Origin of the sequence: Sandarakinorhabdus sp. DWP1-3-1, assembly GCF_049896705.1 — a bacterium.
In the GTDB taxonomy this organism is placed as follows: domain Bacteria; phylum Pseudomonadota; class Alphaproteobacteria; order Sphingomonadales; family Sphingomonadaceae; genus Sandarakinorhabdus.
In genome coordinates, this window is sequence record NZ_JAFCUV010000001.1 from 1,628,773 (window position 1) to 1,654,868 (window position 26,096).

22 protein-coding genes and 1 tRNA gene are annotated in these 26,096 nt (G+C 66.7%); 13 read left to right on the top strand and 10 right to left on the bottom strand.

All coding sequences use genetic code 11. The features are described 5' to 3' along the window. The first annotated feature begins 37 nt into the window (after window positions 1-37). Window positions 38-499: a (2Fe-2S)-binding protein gene (locus ACP7AI_RS07995; RefSeq protein ID WP_426165893.1), complete on the top strand. Its 462-nt coding sequence runs from the start codon at window positions 38-40 to the stop codon at window positions 497-499. Next, on the top strand, window positions 496-2,664 hold the full coding sequence (locus ACP7AI_RS08000) for a molybdopterin cofactor-binding domain-containing protein (RefSeq protein WP_426165895.1): 2,169 nt from the start codon (window positions 496-498) through the stop codon (window positions 2,662-2,664). Before ACP7AI_RS07995 ends, ACP7AI_RS08000 begins: the two co-directional genes overlap by 4 nt. On the opposite strand, the gene ACP7AI_RS08005 is transcribed toward ACP7AI_RS08000, so the two are convergent. The 5 genes from ACP7AI_RS08005 to ACP7AI_RS08025 form a co-directional block, all read right to left on the bottom strand. Further along, window positions 2,661-4,100 (bottom strand): TolC family protein, encoded by a 1,440-nt coding sequence (locus ACP7AI_RS08005; RefSeq protein WP_426165897.1) that lies wholly within the window; start codon window positions 4,098-4,100, stop codon window positions 2,661-2,663. The two genes, ACP7AI_RS08000 and ACP7AI_RS08005, sit on opposite strands and share 4 nt — an antisense overlap. Beyond that, window positions 4,036-5,124 (bottom strand): efflux RND transporter periplasmic adaptor subunit, encoded by a 1,089-nt coding sequence (locus ACP7AI_RS08010; protein ID WP_426165899.1) that lies wholly within the window; start codon window positions 5,122-5,124, stop codon window positions 4,036-4,038. The genes ACP7AI_RS08005 and ACP7AI_RS08010 overlap by 65 nt, the downstream gene beginning before the upstream one ends. Further along, the gene (locus ACP7AI_RS08015) at window positions 5,111-6,829 is read right to left on the bottom strand and encodes an ABC transporter ATP-binding protein (RefSeq protein WP_426165901.1); all 1,719 of its coding nucleotides are present in this window, start codon (window positions 6,827-6,829) and stop codon (window positions 5,111-5,113) included. Before ACP7AI_RS08015 ends, ACP7AI_RS08010 begins: the two co-directional genes overlap by 14 nt. A gap of 112 nt (window positions 6,830-6,941) precedes the next feature. Continuing rightward, complete coding sequence (locus ACP7AI_RS08020; protein WP_426165903.1) at window positions 6,942-8,225, bottom strand: cystathionine gamma-synthase family protein; 1,284 nt, start codon at window positions 8,223-8,225, stop codon at window positions 6,942-6,944. A 59-nt stretch (window positions 8,226-8,284) separates the two neighbouring features. Beyond that, entirely contained in the window at window positions 8,285-9,610 is a 1,326-nt protein-coding gene (locus tag ACP7AI_RS08025; RefSeq protein WP_426165905.1) for an aspartate aminotransferase family protein, read from the bottom strand. A 179-nt stretch (window positions 9,611-9,789) separates the two neighbouring features. Between ACP7AI_RS08025 and ACP7AI_RS08030 the strand changes: the two genes are divergently transcribed. Further along, on the top strand, window positions 9,790-10,167 hold the full coding sequence (locus ACP7AI_RS08030; protein ID WP_426165907.1) for a hypothetical protein: 378 nt from the start codon (window positions 9,790-9,792) through the stop codon (window positions 10,165-10,167). A gap of 12 nt (window positions 10,168-10,179) precedes the next feature. Here the strand turns inward: ACP7AI_RS08030 and ACP7AI_RS08035 are convergent, their stop codons facing one another. Then, window positions 10,180-10,659 (bottom strand): glutathione peroxidase, encoded by a 480-nt coding sequence (locus ACP7AI_RS08035; protein ID WP_426165909.1) that lies wholly within the window; start codon window positions 10,657-10,659, stop codon window positions 10,180-10,182. After that, entirely contained in the window at window positions 10,656-11,261 is a 606-nt protein-coding gene (locus tag ACP7AI_RS08040; RefSeq protein ID WP_426165911.1) for a thymidine kinase, read from the bottom strand. The genes ACP7AI_RS08035 and ACP7AI_RS08040 overlap by 4 nt, the downstream gene beginning before the upstream one ends. Before the next feature lie 418 nt (window positions 11,262-11,679). Here ACP7AI_RS08040 and ACP7AI_RS08045 point away from each other — a divergent pair, with 418 nt between their 5' ends. The 7 genes from ACP7AI_RS08045 to ACP7AI_RS08075 all read left to right on the top strand — a co-directional run bounded on the left by ACP7AI_RS08045 (window position 11,680) and on the right by ACP7AI_RS08075 (window position 18,666). Continuing rightward, entirely contained in the window at window positions 11,680-14,310 is a 2,631-nt protein-coding gene (locus ACP7AI_RS08045) for a TonB-dependent receptor plug domain-containing protein (protein WP_426165913.1), read from the top strand. A gap of 77 nt (window positions 14,311-14,387) precedes the next feature. Beyond that, entirely contained in the window at window positions 14,388-14,885 is a 498-nt protein-coding gene (locus ACP7AI_RS08050; protein WP_426165915.1) for a RidA family protein, read from the top strand. A gap of 53 nt (window positions 14,886-14,938) precedes the next feature. After that, window positions 14,939-15,012: transfer RNA gene (locus ACP7AI_RS08055), tRNA-Gly, on the top strand. Between the two features lie 118 nt (window positions 15,013-15,130). Then, window positions 15,131-16,054 (top strand): aminotransferase class IV, encoded by a 924-nt coding sequence (locus ACP7AI_RS08060; RefSeq protein ID WP_426165917.1) that lies wholly within the window; start codon window positions 15,131-15,133, stop codon window positions 16,052-16,054. 15 nt (window positions 16,055-16,069) lie between these two features. Then, window positions 16,070-16,804, top strand: a complete 735-nt coding sequence (locus ACP7AI_RS08065) for an HAD family hydrolase (protein WP_426165919.1) — start codon at window positions 16,070-16,072, stop codon at window positions 16,802-16,804. Between the two features lie 69 nt (window positions 16,805-16,873). Then, window positions 16,874-17,848, top strand: a complete 975-nt coding sequence (locus ACP7AI_RS08070; RefSeq protein ID WP_426165922.1) for an NAD(P)H-dependent flavin oxidoreductase — start codon at window positions 16,874-16,876, stop codon at window positions 17,846-17,848. Continuing rightward, the gene (locus tag ACP7AI_RS08075; protein ID WP_426165924.1) at window positions 17,845-18,666 is read left to right on the top strand and encodes an enoyl-CoA hydratase-related protein; all 822 of its coding nucleotides are present in this window, start codon (window positions 17,845-17,847) and stop codon (window positions 18,664-18,666) included. The genes ACP7AI_RS08070 and ACP7AI_RS08075 overlap by 4 nt, the downstream gene beginning before the upstream one ends. 259 nt (window positions 18,667-18,925) lie before the next feature. Here ACP7AI_RS08075 and ACP7AI_RS08080 read toward each other — a convergent pair whose 3' ends face one another. Then, the gene (locus ACP7AI_RS08080; protein WP_426165927.1) at window positions 18,926-19,159 is read right to left on the bottom strand and encodes a biotin/lipoyl-containing protein; all 234 of its coding nucleotides are present in this window, start codon (window positions 19,157-19,159) and stop codon (window positions 18,926-18,928) included. 231 nt (window positions 19,160-19,390) lie between these two features. Between ACP7AI_RS08080 and ACP7AI_RS08085 the strand changes: the two genes are divergently transcribed. Then, complete coding sequence (locus tag ACP7AI_RS08085; protein WP_426165929.1) at window positions 19,391-20,308, top strand: N-acetylmuramoyl-L-alanine amidase; 918 nt, start codon at window positions 19,391-19,393, stop codon at window positions 20,306-20,308. Window positions 20,309-20,349: 41 nt separating this feature from the next. Here the strand turns inward: ACP7AI_RS08085 and ACP7AI_RS08090 are convergent, their stop codons facing one another. Together ACP7AI_RS08090 and ACP7AI_RS08095 are read right to left on the bottom strand one after the other, a co-directional pair. Further along, window positions 20,350-21,450 carry an LLM class flavin-dependent oxidoreductase gene (locus tag ACP7AI_RS08090; protein ID WP_426166588.1) on the bottom strand — a complete coding sequence of 367 codons (1,101 nt, stop codon included), beginning with the start codon at window positions 21,448-21,450 and terminating at the stop codon, window positions 20,350-20,352. After that, window positions 21,405-22,340 (bottom strand): aldo/keto reductase, encoded by a 936-nt coding sequence (locus ACP7AI_RS08095; RefSeq protein WP_426165932.1) that lies wholly within the window; start codon window positions 22,338-22,340, stop codon window positions 21,405-21,407. Before ACP7AI_RS08095 ends, ACP7AI_RS08090 begins: the two co-directional genes overlap by 46 nt. A gap of 28 nt (window positions 22,341-22,368) precedes the next feature. Here ACP7AI_RS08095 and ACP7AI_RS08100 point away from each other — a divergent pair, with 28 nt between their 5' ends. Further along, entirely contained in the window at window positions 22,369-23,454 is a 1,086-nt protein-coding gene (locus ACP7AI_RS08100) for a Gfo/Idh/MocA family protein (protein WP_426165935.1), read from the top strand. Between the two features lie 176 nt (window positions 23,455-23,630). Beyond that, the gene (locus tag ACP7AI_RS08105) at window positions 23,631-26,024 is read left to right on the top strand and encodes a TonB-dependent receptor (protein ID WP_426165938.1); all 2,394 of its coding nucleotides are present in this window, start codon (window positions 23,631-23,633) and stop codon (window positions 26,022-26,024) included. The last annotated feature ends 72 nt before the right edge of the window (window positions 26,025-26,096 follow it).

Consider the following 26,096-nt stretch of genomic DNA (forward strand, 5'->3'; position numbering starts at 1 on the left):
CGAAGGCGCTATTGTCCGGTCCGCAACGGAGGGCAGCATGGCGACGAAACTCACGATCAACGGCACGGTTCACACCGTCAGCGCCGATCCCGAGATGCCCCTGCTCTGGGCCTTGCGCGACCTGCTCGGCATGACCGGTACCAAGTTCGGCTGCGGCGCAGCCTATTGCGGCGCCTGCACCGTCCATGTCGATGGCCAGCCCGTGCGGTCCTGCCAGACGACGCTCGCCAGTGTCGGCACCGCGCGCATCACCACCATCGAGGGGCTGTCGGCCGACCCGATCGGCCGCAAGCTGCAGGACGCTTGGGTGGCCCTCGACGTGCCGCAATGCGGCTATTGCCAGGCCGGCCAGCTGATGGCGGCCACCGCGCTGCTGCGCGAGACACCACGGCCCGACGATGCCGCGATCGACGCCGCGATGAACGGCAATCTGTGCCGCTGCGCCACCTACACGCGCATCCGCGCGGCCATCAAGCAAGCCGCGGGGGTGACGGCATGAACGCCCACACAAGGATCAGCCGCCGCACCATGCTGGTTGCCGGCGCCGTCGCCGGCGGCGGCCTGTGGCTCGGCTATGCACCGCCCGCCAATGCAACCGCGAACGCGCCCGGCAGCCTCAACCCCTGGGTGCGCATCGGCACCGATGGCACGGTAACGATCATTGCCCATAATCCCGAGATCGGCCAGGGCGTGAAGACGTCGCTGCCGATGTTGATCGCCGAGGAGCTCGACGTCGACTGGCGCCAGGTGCGCGTCGAACAGGGCCTTGCCGATGCCGCCCGCTACGGCGAGCAATATGCCGGCGGCAGCATGGCGACACCGACGCAGTACGAGCCGATGCGCCGCGTCGGCGCCGGCGCACGCGCCATGCTCGTCGCTGCTGCCGCAAAGATGTGGCAGGTGCCCGTCGACAGCCTGACCACCGCATCGGGCAAGGTCGTCCATGCCGCGACCGGCCGCAGCGCCGGCTATGGCACGCTGGTGGCCCTCGCCGCCACCTTGCCGGCACCCGACGCCGCCAAGCTGGTCCTTAAGGATCCCAAGACCTTTCGCATCGTCGGCAGGTTCATCCCCGGCGTCGACAACCGGGCCATCGTGACCGGCGAACCGCTGTTCGGCATCGACGCCCAGGTGCCCGGCATGAAGTTCGCCGCCTATCAGAAATGCCCCGCCTATGGCGGCACTGTCGCCAAGGTCGACATGGCGGCGGCGTTGGCGATGCCCGGTGTTCGCAAGGTGTTCGTCGTTCCCGGCACCGACGGCCTCGCCGCCGGCGTCGCCGTCGTCGCCGACAACAGCTGGGCTGCCAACCGCGCCCGCAACGCGCTGCAGATCGAATGGAAGCAGCCCGCGACCACGCACCAGTCGACCGCGCACTTCCTGGCAGAAGCCACCCGCCTCGCCACCCAGCCGCCGCAGCGCACCATCACCAGCCACGGTGATGCCGACGCCGCGCTCGCCGGCGCCGCCAAGCGGGTCAGCGCCGACTACAGCTACCCGTTCCTCGCCCATGCGACGATGGAGCCGATGAACTGCACGGCGCACGTCACCGATGGCAAGGTCGAGATCTGGGCGCCGACGCAATTGCCCGAGGACGGCCGCGCCAAGGTCGCCAAGGCACTGGGCATCGCCGGCAGCGACATCACCATCCACATGCTGCGCAGCGGCGGCGGCTTCGGCCGGCGCCTGGCGAGCGATTTCATGGTCGAGGCGGCCTGGATCGCGCGCGAAGCCGGCGTGCCCGTCAAGCTGACCTGGAGCCGGGAGGACGACCTGACCGGGGGCTATTATCGCCCCGGCGGCTTCCACCATTTCGAAGCAGGGCTCGACGACGCCGGCCGGGTCACCGCCTGGCGCAATCACTTCGTCAGCTTCGGCACGCCCCAGAAATTTGCCCGCGCCGCCGGCATCGACGAAGCGCAGTTCCCGGCCGGCTTTGTCGCCAACTTTCAGGTCGGCGGTTCGGCGATGGCGCTCGATACCCCGACCTGGTGGCTGCGCGCGCCCGAGAACAATGCCTTCGGCTTTGTCATGCAGGGTTTCATCGACGAACTCGCCCATGCCGCCGGGCAGGACCCCCTCGCCTTCCGCCGCACCCTGCTCGCCGACGGGCATATCGTCGGCGATCCCAAGAGCCCTGAAAGCTTTAACGGCAAGCGGGCCCTGGGCGTGCTCGACAAGGTGGCGACGATGGCGAAATGGGGCCGCAAACTGCCGGCGCGCCATGGCCTCGGCATCGCCTTTCACTTCAGCCACCTCGGCTATTTCGCCAATGTCGTGGAGGCCGGCGTGGCGGCGGATGGCACCGTCAGGATCGACCGCATCTGGGTCGCCGCCGATGTCGGCCGGCAGATCGTCAACCCGTCGGGCGCCCTCCACCAGGTCCAGGGTTCCGTGCTCGACGCGCTCGGCGCCGCCCAGGGCCTCAGCGTGACCTTCCGCGACGGCGCGGTCGAGCAGCGCAATTTCGGCGACTACCCGATTCTGCGCATGGCCGACGCCCCGCCGGTGGAGGTTGCCTTCGTGCTCAGCGACAATAACCCGACCGGGCTCGGCGAGCCGGGCTATCCGGCCGTGGCGCCGGCGCTCGGCAACGCCATCTTCGCCGCGACCGGCGTCAGGCTCAGGTCGCTGCCGTTCGATTCGGCCTTGCTGAAGGCCTAAAGCGCCAGCGCGTCGAGATCGGCGGTGGCCGCCGCCAGGTCGGCATGGGCCGTAACCTGGCGCACCGCGGCGTCGAGGCGGCGCACCTGGGCATCGGCGGCGGCCTCCTCGCGGACGTTGACGAGGAAAAAGTCGCTGGCGCCGAGTCCGAAGCGTCGGCGTTCGGCGACGGCCATGGCGTCGGCCCGCTGCGCCTCCTCGGCCGCCAGCACCGTCAGCCGGGCCGTCTGCGTGGCGGCGATGCCCAGGCTTTCGATATCGGCAATGATCTGTTCCTCGGCAAACCGCCGGCGCTGGCGAAAGGCGTCGATCTCGGCATTGGTCTGGGCGAGGCGACCGCGCGCCGCACGCTGCTGCAACGGCACGGTGAAGGTGAACCCGATACGGCTGTCGGTGCCGCTGCGCGACGAGCCGCCAACACCCGGATCGCCGATATCCTGCGATGCCTCCACCATCAGGTCGAGTTTGGGTAGGAAGGCGTTGCGATCGAGCGCCAGCCGCTGCCCGGCCTGGCGCATGCGGATGTCGATGGTGCGCAGGTCGGGCCGCGCCGCCACCAGTCCGCGCGGATCGGCGGCACGCGGCAACGGCGGCGCCAACGTCGCCGGCAGGCGATCGTCGCCGACCAGCAGCGGCCGGCCATCGGCATCGCGAAGATACAGCGAAAGCGTCTGTCGCGCCTGCGCCAGCGCCTGTTCGGACTGCACGACCAGCGTCCGACGGCGCAGGATATTCTGTTCGTTCTCGGTCAGCAGGATGGTCGGCCGGGCCCCCTCCTCGACCTGGCGGCGAAACGCCTTTTGCCGACCTTCCGCCAGTTCCAGCAGGTCGCGATAGACGCGCAAGCGCAGGCCCGCGGCGACCCACAGGTTATAGGCCTGGATGGCACGGGTCTGCACGCCGATCGCCACCATCAGACGGTCGGCATCAGCGAGCGCGATGTCGCCCTCCGCCAACGTCAGCGCAAAGCGGCGATCGTCGATCATGCGGTCACGCAGCAGCGAGAATACGGCACCGGCCTTTATCTCGCCGAGCTGGTTGGTATAGCGCTTGTCCTCGTAGATCGGGAAACGCCCCCCCGAAACCCGATAGCCGGCATAGGCCTGGCCGCCGAGCGTGCCGAGCGGCTGGGTGACCTTGGCCTCGATGTCGCGACCGTCGTAATAGCCCGACAAGCGGGTATCGCCCTGCGCGCTGAACACCGTGTCGAATGCCGCCTGCGCACTGAGCAGCTTGCCTTCCGCACCGCGGACGCGGGCCAGCGCCTCCAGCACCTGCGGGGCGTGGAAGCGCGAGGACGCAAGCACCTCGGGCAGCGTCAGCGGCGCCGCTGCCGATGGGGCAGCAAACAGCAGCAGCAGCGCGATGACGCTACTTCGCATTGCCGCCACTTGCGTCGCCGCCGCCGCCACTACCGCCCGCCGGCGCCTGGCCATTGGCCGTCGGCTGGGCGCCGGGCCGGGTAAACTGCAGCGGGAAATCGTTGAGCACGCGCCACAGCTCGAACCACACCTTGACGGTGTCCATCAGCACCCAGCCGCGCACCTTGGCCCCCAGCCTGACGGCAGGCTCGCCGGGCCAGGGCGGCCGGTCGGGGGACGGTTCGACGAGGATGCGGAACAGCCCGTTCTGCGAGGCGGCGACGTCGAGCGCCACCACCCGGCCATCGAACAGTCCGCGCGCCACCGACGGCCAGCCGCTGAACTGGATCGCCGGCCAGCCTTCGAATTCCAGCCGCACCCGGCGGCCGACGCGGATCAGCGGCACGTCGCGGCCATCGACGTACAGCTCGACCACCCGCTTCGAATCCTCGGGCACAAAGGTCGCCAGCACATCGCCCTGCTTGACCATCGTTGCCGTGTCATAGGCGGTGACTCGCATGATGCGCCCGGCCCGCGGCGCGCTGATTAATTGGACCGACTGGCGATTGCGGCTCACCTCGATGGTGTTGATGTCGGCCTGCGACTTGGCGATCTTGGCGCGATAGTCGGCGACCTTGATCTGCGCCAGTTCCCAATCGCGGCGCGACGCGAGGCCTTCGCGGAACAATGTCCCGGTCCGATCGACGTCGCGCGCTGCAACGGCCATCGCCTCCCGCGCCGCGTCGATCTCGGCGCGCAACTGGCTGCGTTGGCTGTCCAGCCGGTCGAGCAGCTGCGGATCGATGTCGACGACCCGGGCGATCGGGTCACCGGCCTTCACCGCGCTACCGTCGGTCACGTACCAGCGCTCGATGCGGCCCGGCACCATCGCGGTGATGTTCTGCTGACGGTCTCGTGGATCGAGCGCGATGACGCTGCCGGTGCCGGCGGCGGTCTGCACCCAGGGCACTGTCAGCGCAAAGACGATCAGGCCGACGGTGGTGACGATCAGCGATATGCCGATGGCGCGCAACAGCCGCGGCGGCCGGATGCGGGCGAGCGTCGGAAACGCCGTGGGATCATCGCTACGGATGGGCATTGAACACCTCCCGCCCGGACCGAAGCGCGTCGAACTCGTCGCGACTGTCGACGATCGCCTGGGATTCCCGGCCCATCCAGAGATATCGATCGAGAGCCACGTCCTCGGGCCGGTTGCTGAAATAGATGAGCGTCGTCTCGCTGCCGGCAAAATGATCGAGCACCGCCTGCAGCCGGTTGGTGGCGACGATGTCATAAAGCGGTGACAGCACGAGGATGCGCGGCTTCGACAGCACCGCAGCGGCCAGTTTCAGCTGCATCGTCTTGGCCAGCGACAAGGGCCAGCCCGTCGATGACAGGCTGGTCTGCAGGCCCTGCGGCAGCATCGCCAGCCGGCCTTCCAGCCCCACGAGGCGCAGCGCATTCATGATCGCGGCGGGGTCTTCATCGGTGCTCGACAGCCGAAGATAATCGATGATGCTGCTTTCGACGATGAAGGGCCGGTCGAGCACGATGACATCGCGGCGCAGCGCCAGGGCATCGATGCTGCCGATGTCGACGCCGCCGATGGAAATCAGGCCGGTATAGGATACCTGCAGGCGCTTCAGCAGGTTGGAAAAGGCCCGTTCCATGCCCGGATCGCCCTGGGCAAGCAGTCGCGACCCGGCGGGTATCTCGAGGTCCATGCGCACCGGGCCGCCCATATGGAGGAAACGGACGCTGTTGAGCAAAAGCGCGGAATGACGTGGTGCCTGCGCGCCCTGGCGCTTGTCGGGCAGCGGTTCCTGCGGGATGCCGTAGAGCAGCGACAGCTCCTCGACGCTGGCGACCAGCGTGTAGAAGCTTTCCAGATAGGTCCCAAGCTGCGAGACGCCGAACAGCGCGCCCGACAGGATGAGCTCGGCGGCCACAAGCTGTCCGATGGACAGCTGTTCGCGGATGACCAGCCAGCCGCCCAGCGCCAGCAGCCCGGCGCTGGCGACCGCATACAGTACCACCAGGGCGATATTCTGCGGCAGCGTGTGGCGATAGTTGAGCTTGTGGGCGGCGACATAGCGCGCCGAAACCTCTTCGGAACGTTCGATCGCATAGTCGAGATGCTGCGCCGATTTGTAGAAGCCGTTCGACGCACCGACGCTTTCGAGCCAGTGCGCGGCATAGTATTTCTGGTGGCTGAGCGTGATCGAGCTCAGCATCGCCGGCCGTGCCCAGACCAGCCAGATGACCCAGATCAGCACGATGACGATGATGTTGAAGGCCAGAAAAAACGGATGGTAGAAAGCGGTGACGATGAAGCCGACCGCCGCCGTCAGCAGGATGGTGAAGCCGCCGATCAGTAGCGACGGGATGGCCTTCTGGACATTGATCAGCTCGAAATAGCGGTTGAACAGGTCGATGCGGCGGTCATCCTGGAAGAACGGGTCCGCGGCGTTGATCGTCCGCACGGTGACATCGGCGACCAGCCTTGCGACAAAGCGTCGCCGGAACAGCTCCAGCAGGTGATTGCGCAGCAGCCCGAGCCCGCCCGAGATCAGCAACAGCACGCACAGCACCGTCGCCAGCGTGAACAGCGGCGCCGGCAGGGCCGTGTTGGCGATACTGTTGATGAGCAATTGCACCGATATCGGCGTCGCCAGCGTCAGGACGCCGATGCCGAGGCCATAGACGATCGCCAACCAGAAGAAGTTCCGCTCCGGCCCAAGGATCGGGCCGACCCAGCGAAAGACATCGCGCAGGCGGATGGGCTGTTGGTCGCTGCCGGCCATTGTGTCCCCGAATTCGCCCGGTCCATTTCGCCGGCGGTCCCATGTTGGGTTGCCGGTTTGTCATCTTCAAGGGCAGGCGTGATATTTCATATCCTGAATGGCCGGTGCGCGCCTAGACCGCAGCAAGCGCCTGCTCGAAATCCGCGATCAGGTCGTCGGCGTCCTCCACGCCGATCGACACCCGCACCAGATTGTCGGTGATGCCGAGGTCGGCCTTGCGCTCCCGCGACACCGACAGGTGCGTCATCGCCGCGGGATGCGACGCCAGGCTTTCGGTCCCGCCGAGGCTGACGGCCAGCTTCACCAGCCGCAGATTGTCGAGTAGCCGGAAAGCCTCGGCCTCACCGCCCTTGACGATCAGCGAAAAGGTCGAGCCGGCGCCCGAGCAATGCCGGGCATAGATGTCGGCCTGGCGCGATCCGGGCTCGAGAAAACCGAGATAGCCGACCCGCTCGACCTTGGGATGGTCGCGCAGGAAAGCACAGACCTTGGCGGCGTTCTCGCCGGCCCGGCTCATCCGCAGCTCCAGCGTTTCCAGCGAGCGCAGCAGCATCCACGCGGTGTGCGGATCGGTGATCGTGCCGATGGTGTTGCGCATCATCCGGATCGGCGTCAGCACCGACTTGGCCCCGACACAGGCACCGGCGACCAGGTCGCTGTGGCCGCCGACATATTTGGTCAGCGAATAGATGGTGACATCGGCACCCTGCGCCAGCGGCTGCGCCCACAACGGCCCCAGGAAGGTATTGTCGATGACGATCGGCGGCAGTTCCGCTTCGCCAAGCACCGCGGCACGGGCGGCGTGGACCGCCTCGACATCGACCAGCGCATTGGTCGGATTGGCCGGGCTTTCGAGATAGATGGCGGCGATGCGGCCTTTCGCCTTCGCCGCCTCGATTACCGCCTCGATCTCGGGCTGGGTCGCACCGGCAGGGAAATCGAGCCAGGTCACGCCCAGCTTGCCGAGGATGCGGTTGATCAGCGTTTCGGTGGCCGCATAGAGCGGCGCCGAATGGACGATGACGTCACCCGGCTTGACCAGCGCCAGGAACGTCGTGGCGATCGCCGACATGCCGCTGGAAAAGGTCAGCGACTCCTCGGCGTCTTCCCACAGCGACAGCCGGTCCTCGAGGATCTCCTGGTCGGGACCGTTGAAACGGCCATAGACCAAACCCTCGGCGCCGCCCGGCCGCACGCCGGTGACGCCTTCAAAGAAGCGCTTGCCGTCGGCGGCGCTTTCGAAAACGAAGGTCGAAGTCAGGAAGATCGGCGGCTTCAGCGACCCTTCGGACAGGCGCGGATCATAGCCGTGGCCCATCATCATCGTCGCCGGCTTCAGCTTGCGATTGCCGATGCTGCGGGCCTGGTGGTTCATGATGCGTGTGTCGTCGGCCATGGCATGCTCTCCGGAATCGATAATGTCCGGCTATAACGCAGCCTAGGCGAAAAGGCGCGTCAATCGGTGGCGTCGAGCACCGCGCCGATCATCGCCACCATGGTTTCGACCTGTTCTTCCTCGATGATCAATGGCGGCGACAGCGCCAATATGTCGGCCGTGGCGCGGACCAGCAGCCCGGTATCGAACAGCTTGCGGAACACCTCCATCGCCCGCGCCCCCGGCGCCCCGGTGCGCGGCTGCAGCTCGATCCCCGCCACCAGGCCCATGTTGCGGATGTCGATGACGTGCCGGCGCCCGGCCAGCGAATGGACCGCGTTTTCCCACATCGGCTCCAGGCTGCGTGCGCGCGCGAACAGCCCCTCGTCCCGGTACAGGCCGAGCGTCGCCAGCGAAGCCGCACAGGCCAGCGGGTGCGCCGAATAGGTATAGCCGTGGAACAGCTCGATCCCTGCCGCCTCCGCCATGCCGCCGGTCACCGTGTCATAGATGCCGCGGCGGCAGGCGACGGCGCCCATCGGCACCGCGGCGTTGGTGATGGCCTTGGCCATGGTGATCATGTCGGGGATGACGCCGAAGCGTTCCGCCGCGGTCGCCGCACCCAGGCGCCCGAACGCCGTGATGACTTCGTCGAAGATCAGCAGGATGCCATGCCTGTCGCAAATGTCGCGCAGCCGCTGCAGATACCCCTGCGGCGGCACCAGCACGCCGGTGGAGCCGGCCATCGGCTCGACGATCACGGCGGCGATCGTGTCGGCACCGTGCAGCGCCACCAGGCCCTCCAGGGCGTCGGCAAGTTCCGCACCGTGCGCCGGCTGGCCGCGGCTGAAGGCGTTGCGGGCAAGGTCATGGGTGTGCGGCAGGTGATCGGTGCCGGGCAAGCCGGGCCCGAAAGTGCGGCGATTGGATACGATGCCGCCGACGGAGATGCCGCCGAAACCGACGCCGTGATAGCCGCGTTCCCGGCCGATCAGCCGCGTCCGCGTGCCCTGCCCGCGCACTCGCTGGTAGGCGAGCGCGATCTTCAGCGCGGTATCGACCGCTTCCGACCCCGAATTGGCGAAGAAGATGCGATCGAGATCGCCCGGCATCAGCGCGCCGACCTGGGCCGCGACCTGGAAGGCGAGCGGATGGCCGAGCTGGAACGTCGGCGCGAAATCCATGCGGCCGGCCTGGTCGCGGATCGCCGCGACGATCGCGTCGCGACCATGGCCGGCGTTGACGCACCACAAGCCGGCAGTACCGTCGAGCAGCTGCCGCCCCTCGGGCGTCTGGTAATACATGCCGCTGGCCGACGCGAGCAGCCGCGGATTGGCCTTGAAATAGCGGTTGTCGGAGAACGGCATCCAGAAGGCATCGAGGTCGTTCGGCGGGTTCTGCAACATGGTCGGCCTCGCAACAGGAACGCACTGTCGGCGTGACAAAGCATGCTGCGCCGCCGCATGCAACTCACGCCTGCGACAGTTTGGCCGGGCGAGAAACTGCCTGGAACCGCACGCTTGCGCCTCGGCTTTTACCCCCAGACCCGGCACCGATGCCGGGCTATCCGGGAAGGATCCGATACATGGCAATTCGTTTTGCAGCGACCCTCAATGCCTTCAATCGCGGGATCGAATCGACCCGCCCCAGCACTGCGGCGACGATGATCGAGGATTGGGAAACGGCGCTCGCCGACATCGACACCCCGGGGACCAAGGGTATCGCCCGCGACCTCGCCGCGCTGCGCAAGCAGTTCGAAGCGAAGGAGCCGGATGGCGAGCGCGTGACAGCCCTACTCGCCCGGCTCGGCGATGCGGTCACCAAGATCGCCGGCCGCGCCGAAACCAATGGCGACAAGCTGAAGACGCTCGGCGAAGCGCTGAGCGACGCAGGCGAAGCGCAGAGCGACGAGGAAGAAGACCAGGCCGCGGCGGCCAATCCGCGCCGTCGCAAGGCCGCATAGCAAACGGCTGCGCTACAGCAGCTTTTCGATATCCGATGCAATCGCCTCGGGCTTGGTGGTCGGCGCAAAGCGTTCGACCACCTCGCCGCGGCGGTCGACCAGGAACTTGGTGAAGTTCCACTTGATGCTTTCACTGCCGAGGAAACCCGGCACCGCCTTCTTCAGAGCCTTGAACAGCGGATGGGCATTGTCCCCATTCACGTCGACCTTGGCGAACATCGGGAAATCGACGTCGTAACTCAGCTTGCAGAAGTTGGCGATTTCGGCCTCGTCTCCGGGCTCCTGGGCACCGAACTGGTTGCAGGGAAAGCCCAGCACGCTGAAGCCCTTGCCGGCATATTGCTTCTGCAACGCCTCAAGCCCTTCGTATTGCGGCGTGAAGCCACATTTACTCGCAGTGTTGACGATAAGGAGCACCTTGTCGCGGTAATCGCCGATCGAAACGGTACTACCGTCGATGGCCTTGGCGTCGATGTCGTAGATGCCGGTCATGCTGATTCCCCTTGCGCGACGGTAGCCCCGGCGAGCGCCGCCGTGAAGTGGCGTCGGCATAGCGCCACATAACGATCATTGCCGCCGATTTCGGTTTGCGCGCCGGCGGCGACGGCGCGTCCGTCGCCATCGATGCGCAGGTTCATCGTCGCCTTGCGGCCACAGGCGCACACCGCCTTGATTTCGCTCAGCACATCGGCGATCGCCAGCAGCCACTGGCTGCCGGGAAACAGATTGGCCTGGAAATCGGTGCGCAGGCCGTAGGCGAGCACGGGGATTCCGAGGTCATCGCAGATGCGTGCCAGCTGCCACACCTGATCGCGCGCCAGGAATTGCGCCTCGTCGACCAGCACGCAGTGGACGGCGCTGCGGGCATGTTCGGCGGCGACGATCGCGTGGATGTCGGTGTCGGCATCGAATGGCGTCGCCGGCGCCTGCAGTCCGATCCGGGAGGTGATCGCGCCAGCGGCAGAGCGATCGTCGATGGCGGCGGTAAACAGCAGCGTCCGCATGCCGCGCTCGCGATAGTTGAAACTCGATTGCAGCAGGATCGCCGACTTTCCGGCGTTCATCGAGGCATAGTAGAAGTAGAGCTTGGCCATCGCGACCGCTTGTCGATGGCAGGCACCCCGCGGTCAACCGTTCCGCATGTCAGGCGCCGCCGTCGGCCGTCGTGGTCGAATGACGTATTGTCGGTCCCGGGCAAAATCGCGCGACTGTCAGCGGTTGCAGGGGCGACGATGGTCATGGGGGTGTCACATTTTTGATACGGCGTGGATATAATATTCTCTCGATCCACAATACCCTATTGCGCGACGTCCTGAAATATCTGCAACTAGATGCAGGCGGTAGACTCGGAAATTCATAGTAAATATTGCTGATATTTCTTTCTGTTTACAGACAAGCCGTGTCATTTTCATGTTCTCAGTTTGTTGCGGGCGCATCATACAGCCGACGCAGATCGGCTAGTCGTTACCCGGGGGAGGCCTATCGCTCTTTAATAAAAGGAGGAGGCCGATCATGACTTCGAATATCAATAGCTGGAAGCTGCGTTGCGCCGCATCGCTGTCGGCGCTGGCGCTGGCCGGCCTGGCTGCATCCGCCGATGCCCAGACCACTCAGACGGCCATGGCCGCCGCCGATGTGGCCGCTGACGCCGCCGCACCGGGCGACACGATCATCGTTACCGGCACACGCCGCACCGACCGCACGGTGGCCGAATCGGCGGTACCGGTCGACGTGTTCACGACAAAGGACCTGTCCACCCAAGCCAGCCCGAGCCTGCAGACGATCCTGAAAAATCTCGTGCCGTCGTTCAACCAGCAGCGCAACGCCGGCGCCGACGGCTCCGCCTTCGTCCGCCCGCCGACGCTGCGCGGCCTGCCGCCCGATCAGATCCTCGTCCTCATCAACGGCAAGCGCATGCATCGCTCCGCGCTCGTCCAGGTCGCCGGTGACTCGCTGTCGGCGGGCTCGCAAGGTCCCGACCTGTCGCAGATCCCGTCGGTTTCGCTCGGCCGGATCGAAGTTCTGCGCGACGGCGCCGCGGCCCAATACGGGTCGGACGCCATCGCCGGCGTCATCAACCTGGGGCTGCGCACCAACGACAGCGGCTATGAACTGAATGCCCGCTACGGCCAGACCTATGCCGGCGACGGCAAGGACATCCAGGTGTCGGGTAACGCCGGCTTCCAGCTCGGCGAAGGCTTTGTGAATATCTCGGGCGAATTCAACGACCAGGGCCAGTTCAACCGCGCCCTCGACCGACCGGATTCGGCCGCCCTGCGGGCGCTCGGCGTCGACGTGCCGTTCCCGCCGACCCGCTATGGCCAGCCCGAAAGCCAGAGCTATCGCTTCGTGATCAATTCGGCGGTGCCGGTCGGTGACAAGGACGAGGTCTATTTCTTCGGCAACTACGGTTATGCCAAGCAGGAAGTCGACTTCAACTATCGCCGGCCGATCGCCGTCACGGTTCCCGGCGCGATCGCGGCTCCGGGTCTGCCGCAGGCGGGCCCCCAGACCTTCGGCAAATCGATCGGCACCGTCTATCTCGACACCATCCCGGGCGTGTTCACCGCCGGCGGCCGGCCGGTTTACAGCGCAACCGGACGGACGTTCGAGGCGAGTTCGGTATTCCCCGATGGCTTTGTGCCACTGTTCAAGAGCCGCAACGAGGACTGGTCGGGCGTCATCGGCTATCGCGGCGAAACGTCGTTCGGCATGAAGTTCGATTTCAGCGCCGCATCGGGCCGCGATCGCATCCGCTACAACATGCCCGAAACGCTGAACCCGTCGCTCGGCCCACAATCGCCGACGACCTTCTATCTGGGCTATCTCGAGCAGCGCGAGACCAACTTCAACCTCGACGTCAGCTACCCGGTGGAGGTCGGCTTCTTCAGCCCGCTCAACATCGCCGCGGGTGCCGAGTTCCGCCGTGAATCCTATATCGTCGGCCTGGGCGACCCCGCATCGTACGCCATCGGTCCCTATGCCACGCAGACCGTCCAGCGCGCCGACGGCACGCGGTTCCAGTCCACGGCGGCGGTCGGCGCCAACGGCTTCCCGGGCTACGGTCCCGACTCCACGGCCGACGGCTCGCGTAACAGCTATTCGGCCTATATCGATTTCGAAACCGACATCGTCGAAAGCTTTTCGCTGGGGATCGCCGGTCGCTACGATCACTTCAGCGATTTCGGCACGACGGTGAACGGCAAGGTCAGCGCACGCTGGGCGATCAACGATGCGATCGCGCTGCGCGGTGCCGCCAGCACGGGCTTCCGGGCGCCGACACCCGGCCAGCTGTTCACCTCCAACGTCCAGACCGGCTTCCCGAACGGCAGCGTCGTTCCGGTCGCGACCGCGACGGTCACCGCGAGCAGCATCACCGGCACCACGCTCGGCTCGGTGCCACTGACGCCTGAAAAGTCATTGAGCTTCTCGGGCGGCTTCGTGCTCACCCCGGGCAGCGGCTTCACCGCCACCTTCGATTACTACAATATCCGCGTAAAAGACCGCATCAGCATCCGGTCGTCGATCAACGTCACCCCGGCCCAGCAGCAGCAGCTGTTCGACCTGGGCGTCGCCAACGCCTTCGATCTCGGCCAGGTGAATTACTTCACCAACGGCTTCACGACGCGGACCCAGGGCTTCGACGCGGTGCTGTCGCATCGCGCCGACACCGGCGCCGGCAGCTTCGCGACGGCGCTGGCGGTCAACTACAACAAGACCAAGGTGCTCGAAGTCACGGCAGCGGGCGCCATCGACGTCCAGCGCATCGGCAACATCGAGGGCCTGACCCCGCGCTGGCGTGCCGTGCTGTCCGAAAGCTGGTCGAGCGGCATGTTCGATGCCACCGGCCGGTTGAACTACTTCGGCGGCATCACCTCGTTCAACAACGTCAGCCTGGCGCCGGCGACCATCCAGTCCTTCCGCGCCGACTGGAGCCTCGACCTTGAAGTCGGCATCACCTTTGCCGAACGCTTCCGCCTCGCCGTCGGCGGGGAGAACATCTTCGACCGCTATCCGGAAAAGGACCTGCGCAACATCTATGCGCAGACCGGCGCGGCGGTGAACGGACGCATCTACAACGATGCCTCGCCGCTCAGCTACATGGGTGGCTTCTGGTACGTCCGCGGCACTGCCAAATTCTAGGGTAACGATCATTGCGCAAGCGGGCGGCAGGGTTAAGCTGTCGCCCGTCTTGCTGTTTCCAACAAAGGAGAACTCGGGTGAAGATCCTCGCAATCAGCGCTGCCCTGCTGGCCGCAGCGGTCCCCGCGGCCGTCGATGCCCAGGTCGTCAACCGGATCGGCAACACGCCCCAGGCGCGCATCCTGACCGGGGCCATCGTCGCGCCGGGTGCCGAAATCTTCCATCTGTCGGGGCAGCTCGCGTCCCCGATCGATCCGTCGAAGCCGGCGACGACGGTCGAGGCATTCGGCGACACCAAGACCCAGACGGTCAGCATCTTCAACAAGATCAAGGGCATCCTGGCGGCCCAGGGCTATGCCATGTCGGACATCTTCAAGATGACGGTGTTCGTCACCGCGGCGCCCGGCATGGACGGCAAGATGGATTTTGCCGGCTTCAACGCCGGTTACGGCGAATTCTTCGGCACCGCCGAAAACCCCAACAAGGTCGCACGTTCGACCGTCCAGGTCGCGGGGCTCGCCGGCCCGAACTTCCTCATCGAGATCGAGGTCACCGCCGCCCGAGCGAAGAAATAGCGCATTTGCGTTGACCGCAGCCGGCCTGCCGTGGCAATCGGCAGGCCGCGCAAGCGGGTGTAGCTCAATGGCAGAGCTTTTGCTTCCCAAGCAAGTGACGAGGGTTCGATTCCCTTCACCCGCTCCATTTTCCATGGCGCCTCCGAACCCTCGATCTTTGCGGCGCGCTCCGCGCTGAGGGTTCGATTCCCTTCACCCGCTCCAAACCGCTGGTACGGGCGCCGATGACCCGATAACGTTGCCCAATGGCCCAAGGCACCCACGATTTCACCCCCGATCCGCGCAATGCGTCGATCCTCATCAACGTCAACGGCACGCTGACACCCCGGGCAGAGGCCATGGTCTCGGTGTTCGATTCGGGCTTCATGCTCGGTGACGGCGTCTGGGAGGGGCTGCGCGTCCATGCCGGCCGCATCGCCTTCCTCGACCAGCATCTCGACCGGCTGTGGGAGGGCGCCAAGGCGATCTTCATGGACCTCGGTGTCACCCGCGCCGAGATGGAGCAGCGCCTCTACGACACCATCGACGCCAACGACATGGGCGCCGGCTGCCATATCCGGCTGATGACCACCCGCGGCGTCCGCTCGACACCGTACCAGGACCCGCGCGTCGTCGTCTCGCCCGCCACCATCGTCATCATCGCCGAGCACAAGGACCCGCTGCCCGCCACCATCGAGCGCGGCATCACGCTGTTCACCGTCCATGTCCGCCGCGGCTTCCCCGATGTGCAGGACCCCAAGCTCAATTCGCATTCCAAGCTCAACTGCATCACCGCCTGCATCCAGGCGACCCAGGCCGGCGCCGACGAGGCGCTGATGCTCGATCCGCACGGCTTCGTCGCGACCTGCAATTCGACGCATTTCTTCATCGTGCGGCGCGGCGAGGTCTGGACGTCGACGGGCGACTACTGCCTCGGCGGCATCACGCGCGGCAATGTCGTGGCGCTGTGCAGGGCCAACGGCATACCGGTGTTCGAGCGCAATTTCTCGCTGACCGATGTCTATGGCGCCGACGAGGCGTTCGTGACCGGCACCTTTGCCGGCGTCGTGCCGGTGACCCGGGTCGACGGCCGCGACCTGACGCCCGCCCGTGGCCCGATGGTCGAGCGACTGCAGGGCCTCTACAAGGACCTGATCGCCAGCGACTGCGCCGGCCGCGACCGCCCGTGATCGCCTGAGGTCAGCATGACAGTTCGCATCGCGATGTGGTCCGGACCACGCAACCTGTCGACCGCAATGATGCGCAGCTTTGGCGCCCGGCCCGACACCGTCATTTCCGATGAACCCTTTTACGGCGCCTATCTCCGCCATACCGGCGACGACCAGCCGATGAAGGACGCCGTCATCGCCGACATGGACTGCGACTGGACGAGCGTCGCCGCCAGCATGTCCGGCCCGCCGCCCGAACCACGGCCGATCTGGTACCAGAAGCACATGGCCCATCACATGGAAGGGCCCGTCGGCATCGCCGACATGCCCGCGCACCGCCACGCCTTCCTGATCCGCGCCCCGGAACGCGTCGTCGCCAGCTATGCCGCCAAGCGCGTCGCGGTGCGGCCCGAACATCTCGGCATCGGCCGCCAGCGCGCCTATTTCGATGCCGAGGCCGACCGCACCGGCACCGCGCCACCCGTCATCGATTCCGCCGACATCCTTGCCGACCCGGCGACGATGCTCGCCAGCCTTTGTGCCGCGCTCGACATTTCCTGGGACCCGGCGATGCTCGCCTGGCCGCCCGGCCGCCGCGCCACCGACGGCATCTGGGCCAGCCACTGGTATGCCAGCGTCGAGGCGTCCACCGGCTTCGGACCCGCGGACGCCGCAACGCCCGCCCTCCATGCCGAGGCCGCCGCCGTCGCTGCCGCCTGCCGCGCCGACTATGATTACCTCCGCGGCTTTGCCCTCAAAACTGCTGGGTAGCCGGGCTATCGATTGCCGCCGCCCATCGTAACGTCTAGCCCTTGGCCGGACAGACTTGGGAGCCTTGGCATGAAGACACGCATCACCGAATTGTTCGGCATCGAGCATCCGATCATCCAGGGCGGCATGCACTATGTCGGCTTCGCCGAAATGGCGGCCGCCGTCTCCAACGCCGGCGGGCTCGGCATCATCACCGGCCTGACCCAGCCGACCGCCGAAAAACTCGCCGCCGAGATCGCGCGTTGCCGGACGATGACCGACAAGCCGTTCGGCGTGAACCTGACCTTCCTGCCCGGCCTCGCGAGCCCCGATTACCCCGGCTATATCCAGGCGATCATCGACGGCGGCGTCAAGATCGTCGAAACCGCCGGCAACAACCCGGTGAAATGGCTGCCGGTCCTCAAGGAAAACGGCATCAAGGTCATCCACAAATGCACTTCGGTCCGTCACTCGCTGAAGGCCGAAAGCATCGGCTGCGACGCCGTCTCGGTCGATGGCTTCGAATGCGGCGGCCACCCCGGCGAGGATGACGTGCCCAATTTCATCCTGCTGCCGCGCGCCGCCGAGGAGCTGACGATCCCGTTCGTCGCCTCGGGCGGCGTCGCCAACGGCAAGCAGCTCGTCGCCGCGCTGGCGATGGGCGCCGAGGGTGTCAACATGGGCACCCGCTTCATCGCCACCCAGGAAGCGCCGGTGCACATCAACGTCAAGAACGCCATCGTCGCCGCCAGCGAGCTCGACACAAGGCTGGTCATGCGGCCGCTGCGCAATACCGAGCGCGTGCTCAACAATGCTGCGGTCGAACGCCTGCTCGCCAAGGAAAAGGAGCTCGGCGACACCATCACCATCCAGGACATCCTGCCCGAAGTCGCCGGCGTCTATCCCAGGATCATGACCGACGGCACCATGGAGGCCGGCGCCTGGTCGTGCGGCATGGTGGTCGGCCTCATTCACGACATCCCGACCTGCAAGCAACTGATCGACGGCATCATGGCCGATGCGCACGCGATCATCAGCGATCGGCTGGCCCGGTTCGCGGCATGAGCGATGTGCTTTATGCCGTCGACGACGGGGTCGCGACGATCACCTTCAACCGGCCGGACAAGCTCAATGCGCTGACGCCCGACATGCTGAGCGCCGTCTTCCGCCACGTCGCGGAGGCCGGCGCCGATCCGGCGGTGCGAGTCATCGTGCTGACCGGCGCCGGCCGCGGTTTTTCGGCGGGGCTCGATCTCGGCCTGATCGGCAGCGGCGCCAGCGGCGGCGTCACCACCGATCCCGGCATCGCGCCGCAATGGGGTGACGACATCGGCCCCGAAATGCAGCGCTTCTTCGCCGGCGGCTGGAACACGCTGATCACCTGCCGCAAGCCGACGATCGCCGCGATCAACGGCCCGGCCTTCGGCTGGGGCTTCATCCTGGCGCTGCATTGCGACATCCGCTTTGCCGGCCGCTCGGCGCTGCTCAACGCCACCTTCGCCCGTATCGGCGTGCCGGGCGAAAAGGGGTCGGCCTGGCTGTTGTCGCGGCTGGTCGGCACCGCCCGCGCCGCCGACCTGCTCTACACCGCCCGCCGTTTCGACGGGGCGGAGGCGGAGCGGCTGGGCATCGTCAACGCCGTGCTCGACGACAAGGCGCTGATGCCGCATGTTACGGAATATGCCCGCAATATCGCGCAGTTCTCGGCGCCGCGGGCACTGGCGGCGATGAAGGCGCAGATCTGGACGGCGATCGACGACAGCTACGACGTCGGCTTTGCCTATGCCGACCATGAACAGGAACTGGCGACCGGCACGGCGGATTTTCGCGAGGCGTTCGGCAGCTACCGCGACAAGCGGATTCCGCGATTTACCGGAAAATAACCGGCGGCGGAGGCCCCGAAAGTCTCGAAAGTCACTCACTTGGCGAGCCAAGATATATCTTGGCGGTGGTACGGGATTTGGGGCGAAGTCGGGGCGCATAGCCCGTCACTAACCTATATGGTGATAAAATGCAAGGCTAAACTGCCTCCAGCTTGGGCGGGCGCGATACGCCCGAGCTCGCGTCACCTTCGGAATGACGCGCTGGCGACGGATCCCCGCCCTTACCGGGATGACGGGCTGGTATCGGCCCTGCCCCAGCTCAGACGATATTCGCCACCAGTTGCCCGCGATCGATCTCGGTTTCGGGCTGGACGCAGATGCGCAGCGTGCCGGTCGCCGGTGCCAGCAGCTCGAGCGTCGTTTTTTCGACCAGGATCTCGGCGATCAGGTCGCCCTCGGTGACCGCGGCGCCGTCGGGGCATAGCCAGACGACGATCGATCCGGTCTTGTCGGCCTCGTCCCACAGGTCGAGCGGCACGCGCACTTCGGTCATCGCCCGGCCTTTCGCGCCGCATCGGTCATCCGGCAACGCAGGGTCCGGCGCGATTCCGATGTCACTGGCATTGTCGAATTCCAAACCCGGACCACTCGATCGACAGTCTAGGCGGTGGCCGGCAACCAACCAGCCAATGAATTAGCTAGTCGCCGGGCGGTCGCGATACGATGGCGGAAGCACCGGAAAAAGGTTAATCTCCCTACCGTAACAAGCGGGAGGACTGCGGCGATGGCATTCACCGTCAAGGACGGCCGGCTGGTGCGGGATGGCAAGCCGGTCAAGTTCGTCGCCTCGCCGTTCATCGGTGGTGGCTTTGCCAACCCGCCGCGCATCGCCGTCATCCATTTCACCGGCGGCGGCACCGCCATGTCGAGTGCCAACTGGTTTGCCGACCGCAGCCGCCCGCCGGCGAGCGGATCGTCGGCGCATGTCGTCATCGATCGCGACGGCAGCATCGTCCAGTGCGTGGCGCTCGATCGTGTCGCCTGGCACGCCGGGCGCTCGTCGTGGCGCGGGCTGGTCGGGCTGAACGGCCACTCGATCGGCATCGAGCTGGCCAACTACGGCAATCTGCGCGCCATCGGCGGCGCCTGGGCCGGCCCCAGCGACCGCGTCGTCGCCAATCCGCTGCTCGCGATCCACCGCAACGGCAACCCCGACGGCAGCCGCCATCCGATCGGCTGGGAGCCCTACCCCGCCGCCCAGATCGACGCGACGCATGAACTGATGGCGCTGCTCGTCGCCCGCGGGGTCAGCGAAGTCGTCGGGCACGACGACATCGCCCCGGTGCGCAAATGCGACCCCGGCCCGGCGTGGAACATGGCGGCCTTCCGCGAGCGCGTTTTCGGCGGTCGCCGCGAGGATGGCGACAATGTGAAGATCGTGCTGCCCGACGCCGGGCTGTTCCTGCGCGCCGGGCCCGATGTCAGCCACGCCAAGGTGCGCGAGGCAGCGTTTGCCCGCGGCACCCAGGTGCGCCCACTGCGCCGCGACGGCGACTGGCTGGAGGTTACCGTGCTGCAGAACGGCGCGCCGGTGGCGACCGGCTGGATGCGCAGCAATTACCTTGGCGACCCGACCGAAAGCGTGGAGGAAATGGTGCTGGACGAAGCGCCGGTGCCAAGAGCCGGCGAGGGGCTGGGGTAGCGACTGCCTCGCCGTCATCGCGCAAGCCGGGATGACAGGATTTACAGCACCAAAGGCCCGTGGCTCATGCGCGGCAGCACATGGCGGGCGAACAGGTCGGCCTCTGCCGCGTGCGGATAGCCCGACAGGATGAACGCCTGCATGCCGATCGCCTGATAGGCCTGCAGCTTGGCCAGCACCTGGTCGGGATCGCCGACGATCGCGGCGCCGCAGCCGGAGCGGGCGCGGCCGATACCGGTCCACAAATTGTCCTCGACATAGCCGTCCTTGGCCGTGTCGCGCAGCTCGGCCTGGCGCAGCACGCCGACGCTGGTGGCATCGAGCGATTTCGCGCGGATCGCATCGCCGGTCTTGGCATCGAGGTGCGACAGCAGCCGGTCGGCAGCGGCGCGGGCCGCCTCTTCCGTTTCACGGACAACCACATGGACCCGGTAGCCGAACTTGAGCGTACGACCGTGTTTCGCCGCCCGCGCGGACATGTCGTCGACGATCGCCTGCACCGCCGGCATCGTGTCGGGCCACATCAGATAGACATCAGCCGCCTTGGCCGACGCCTCGCGGGCGTCCTCGCTGAGGCCGCCGAAATACAGCGGCGGGCATTTGCCGCTGACCGTCGTGACGCCGGGCGGATCGAGCTTGAGCTTGTAGTGCTCGCCCTGATGGTCGAGCGGCTGGCCGTTGAGTATGGTCTTCAGGATCTGCATGACCTCGACGGTGCGGGCATAGCGCGGCGCCGAGGCCATGGTCTCCCCGGGCATGTCCGACGAGATGATGTTGACCGTCAACCGGCCCTCGAGGATGCGATCGAGGGTCGCGATCTGGCGCGCCAGTTGCGGCGGCCAGGTTTCGCCGACCCGCACCGCCATCAGCAGCCGGATGCGTCGCACCAGCGCCGCGATGGCCCCGGCGAACACCGTCGTGTCGATGCCGAGCGCATAGCCCGACGGCAAAAGGATGTTGTCGAAGCCGCCCTTTTCGGCCGCGAGGACGATGTTGCGGCAATGCTCCCACGATGATTTCAGCGCCGGGTCGGGCTGGCCCAGGAATTCGTAATCATCGTCGCAGAGCGCCGAAAACCAGCTGACTTCGCATGCGCTCACGGCAGGTTCTCCCCAAGCGACGCGACCAGTACCGCATACCATTCGGCGCGCGTCCACTGCACCTTGTAGGCGTCGGCGCTCTCCGCGATCCTTGCGGGCGACTGCGTACCGACGATCGGGATGATGCCGGCAGGATGCGCCATGATCCAGGCATAGGCGGCGGCCGCGATACCGACGCCGTATTTCTGTCCCTGCGCCTGCAGCGCCGCCTTGGTCGCGGCGATGCGGGCGTCCTCGGCGACTTTGCGCCTTGGCCGCGGGTCGCCATCGCCCAGCCGGCCCTGCCCCAGCGGCGACCAGGCCAGCACGGCGGTGCCATGCTCGACGGCGCGGTCCAATGTGCCGTCGAACAGCGGCGCCGTCGCCAGCGGCGAAAATTCGGGTTGGGTGGTCAGCACGCCGGCCTTCAGATGCGCAGCCAGCGCCGCTGTCTGCGCCGGCGTGTGGTTGGACACGCCGACGGCGGCGATCTTGCCCTCCGCCACCAGCGCGTCGAGCGTCGCGGCGGTCTCGGCCGGATGCGCCAGCATGTCGGGGCGATGGATCTGCCACAGGTCGAGCCGTTCGACGCCGAGCCGGGTCAACGACGCCTCGACGGCTTCGCGCAGGTACGCGGGCGACGAATCATAGGGCACGCCCATGCGGATGCCGCCCTTCGACGCCAGCACGATCCGGTCGCGCAAGGCGGGCGCCTCGGCAAACACCTTGCCGAGCAGCAATTCCGATGCGCCGAAGGGTTCGTCGTTGTCGGGGCCATAGATGTCGGCGGTGTCGAAGAAATTGATGCCGGCGGCCAGCGCCGCCTCCACCCTGGCCCGCGCCGCCGTCACATCGCTGCCGCCGAAACGCCACATGCCCCAGGCCATCGGCGAGACCTGCATATCGGACTTGCCGAGCGGGCGGCGTTCGGGGGAAAGGGCGATCTGATCCATGTCCCCCCAATGCCCGGAGCCGGCCAAAATGAAAAGCAGCGATACCATCCGGTGGGGCATCGTCGGGTCGGGAATGATGGCGATCGAGCATATCGCCAACATCGGCTTGACCGAAAATGCGGTGGTGACGGCGCTTGCCGATCCGGTGGCATCGTCGCTCGATCGGGCCGCGGCGGCGGTGGGCACCGACGTCGCCCGCTTCGGCGATGCGGCGGCGCTGGCGGCGTCGGGCCTCTGCGATGCCGTTGTCGTCGCCTCGCCCAATTTCACCCATGTCGACGTGTTGCCGCCGCTGATGGATGCCGGGCTGCACACCCTGTGCGAAAAGCCGCTGGCGACGACGATCGACGATGCCCGTGCCGTCGCCATGGCCGCGACCGGCTATGCGCCCGTGTTCTGGACGGCGATGGAATATCGCTTCATGCCGCCGGTCGCCGAATTCGTGCGCCAGGTCCATGACGGCCGCACCGGCAAGCTGCAGATGCTGTCGATCCGCGAGCATCGCTTTCCGTTCCTCGTCAAGGTCGGCGACTGGAACCGCTTTTCGGCCAACACCGGCGGCACCATGGTCGAAAAGTGCTGCCATTTCTTCGACATGATGCGGCTGATCGTCGGCGCCGAGCCGGTGCGGGTCTTCTGTTCGGGCGCCATGGACGTCAACCACCAGGATGAACGCTATGACGGGCAGAAGCCCGACATCATCGACAACAGCTTCACCACCGTCGATTTCGCCAATGGCGTCCGCGCCATGCTCGACCTGTGCATGTTCGCCGATGGCGCCGAGCAGCAGGAGGAGATCGTCGCGGTCGGCAGCGAGGCCCGGCTCGACGTGCTGATCCCCGCCGGCGACATCGTCTATTCCCCGCGCGTCGGCTTCATGAACCCCAAGAACGCCAGCCGCGCCCATGTCGAGACCCCGGCGGCGGCGCTGAAGGCGGGGCAGCATCACGGCTCGACCTTCTTCCAGCACCAGGCCTTTGCAGCGGCGGTGCGCGGCGCCGGGCCGATCATCGTGTCGGCCGACGACGGCCTGCGCGCCGTCGCCATGGGCGTGGCCGCGGAAACCAGCGCCCGCGAACACCGCGTCGTCGCGATGAGCGAACTGGGGCTGTAGGCGGCCGTACGAAGGCGGCAATGTCTGTTGCCGCTGCGCAACAGCCTCGCGCCATTCGGGCAGCGTCCGGCTTGACGACGGGCAAGAACCGCTATCTTGCACCGCGTAACGGCACTGGGGCAAATCCCAGCAACCAAGTGGCCATATGGCCTGCCGCCCGAATTGGGGAGAGAGACATGATCCGTCCGACCTTGCTTTGCACAGCCGCGCTGTTCGCCGTCGCCGCGATGGCACCGGCCGCCGCCCAGACTGCGACCGCTGCAGCAGGCGCCGCTTCCGACGCACCCACCGGCGAGCCGACCGAGATCGTCGTCACCGCGCAAAAGCGCAGCGAGCGTCTGCAGGACGTGCCGCTCGCCGTGTCGGTCGTCTCGGGCGACGTACTGGCGCGCCAGGGCGCCGTCAATCTGGAGGGCGCGCAGTACCTCGTCCCCAGCCTCAATTTCCGCAAGTCGGGCACCAGCATCAACCAGTCGCTCTACCTGCGCGGCGTCGGCACCGCGACCTTCTCGATCGCCGGCGAGCCGTCGGTTTCGACCGTCCTCGACGGCGTCGTCCTCGCCCGCGCCGGCGAAGCGTTCAGCGACCTCGTCGATATCGAGCGCATCGAAGTGCTGCGCGGCCCCCAGGGCACGCTGTTCGGCAAGAACTCGTCGGCCGGCGTGGTCAACATCGTGTCGAAGCGGCCGGGCAATGATTTCGGCGGCTATGTCGATGGCGGCTTCTTCTTCGACAACGGCAACGAATATCGTATCCGCGGCGCACTCGACATGCCGCTCGGCGACAATGTCCGCACCCGCCTGACGGGGTTCTACGGCAAGTACGACGGCAACATCTTCAACGATGCGCCGAACGTGAACCGCCGCGTCAACGGCTATGAGCGCTATGGCGTCCGCGGCATCCTGGAGGCCGATGTCAGCGATACCGTCACGCTGACCGTGATCGCCGACTGGCGCCGCGCCGACGACGATTGCTGCGCGGAAGTCATCGGCACGACGCCGGCCGGCATCGCTGCCGGCGCCCTGGCGGGCATCGCGCTGAAGGGCGACAGGACCCGGACCATCCGGCAGGACCTGATCACCCAGACCAAGGAAACCAGCTGGGGCCTGTCCGCGCAGCTCGATGCCGAGCTCGGTGGCCTGACCGTCACCTCGATCACCGCCTATCGCCGCTATGACAACCGCGAGATCCGCGATGGCGACTGGCTTGGCCAGGCCTTTTCCGACAAGGCGGTGAACCCGGGCCGGCTCGGCCTCAACCAGCTGCACGACGATGGCCCGCAGACCGGCAACACGTTCAGCCAGGAACTGCGGCTGACCTCGCCCGCCGACCAGTTCCTCAGCTATGTTGTCGGCGCCTTCTACAGCCGCGCCGAATCGGAACGGACGTTCACGCGCACCGTCCTGCGCTGCGACACGGCGCTGGCGCCGACCTCTCTCGTCGCCTGCGGCAGCCCCGGCGCACCCCCCAGCGACGTCGCCAGCGGCACCGCCACGTTCGGTTCGGTGTTCGACAACGTCGCGCTGTTCGGCCAGTCGACGCTGAACTTCTCGGATCGTTTCCGCGGCATCTTCGGCCTGCGCTATACCATCGACAACCTGTCGGTGTTCCACAGCCGCGTCGCCACGCCGAATATCGCCAACATCCCGGGCGTTAACCGCAACTTCGACGCCGGTGTCTTCGCAACCTCGACCCCGGCCAACCTGAACGGCAACCCGGCGGCAACGAATGGCGTGCCGTTCCGCGCGCAGACCAATGCGGACAACCTGTCGGGCAAGGCCGGCCTGCAGTTCGACGTCAGCGACGATGTGATGGCCTATGGCACCTACTCGCGCGGCTACAAGGGCCCCGCCTACAACATGTTCTTCAACCTGAACGGCAATGGCACCAACGTCATCGCCCCCGAGACAGCCGACTCGTTCGAGATCGGCCTGAAGAACGCGCTGTTCGACGGCGCGCTGATCGTCAACCTCGCCGGCTATTACGCCAAGTACAAGAATTTTCAGGCCAATAATCCCGACCTGGTTGCCGGCGTCGTCGTTACCCGTTTCACCAACGCCGGCGACGTGTCGACCCGCGGCGGCGAGCTCGATTTCGCTTGGCGGCCGGTGCCCGACCTGAGCTTTGGCGGCGGCGTTGCCTATACCGATGCCCGCGTCGACTCGTTCAATGCCCCGGCCGGCGGCGCCGCGGTCCCCGCCGGCACCCAGCTCGCCTTTGCCCCGAAGTGGAAGGGTTCGCTGACCGTCGACTATCGCCTGCGCACCGGCGGGCCGATCGATGTCACCTTCGGCGCCCAGGGGTCGACCCAGTCGAGCCAGCTGTCGCTGTTCGACGCCAGCGCCGCGATCCGCGCCGCCGGCCTGATCGATGCCTATAGCCTCGTCGACGCGCAGATCGGCATCGTCTCCAGCGACGACGCCTTCCGCATCAGCTTCGTCGCCAAGAACCTGTTCGACACCAGCTTCCCGGCGCAGATCACCAACGGCGGCCCGGGCGGCAGCCTGCGCTACCTGATCCCGCGCGAGGCCGACCGCTATTTCGGCGTGACCGGCAGGGTCAACTTTTAAGGCGCAGCGCCGCGCGCGCATGACGGACGATTTGCCACGCAAATCCCTGTCATGCGCCGACAGGCGCAAGAC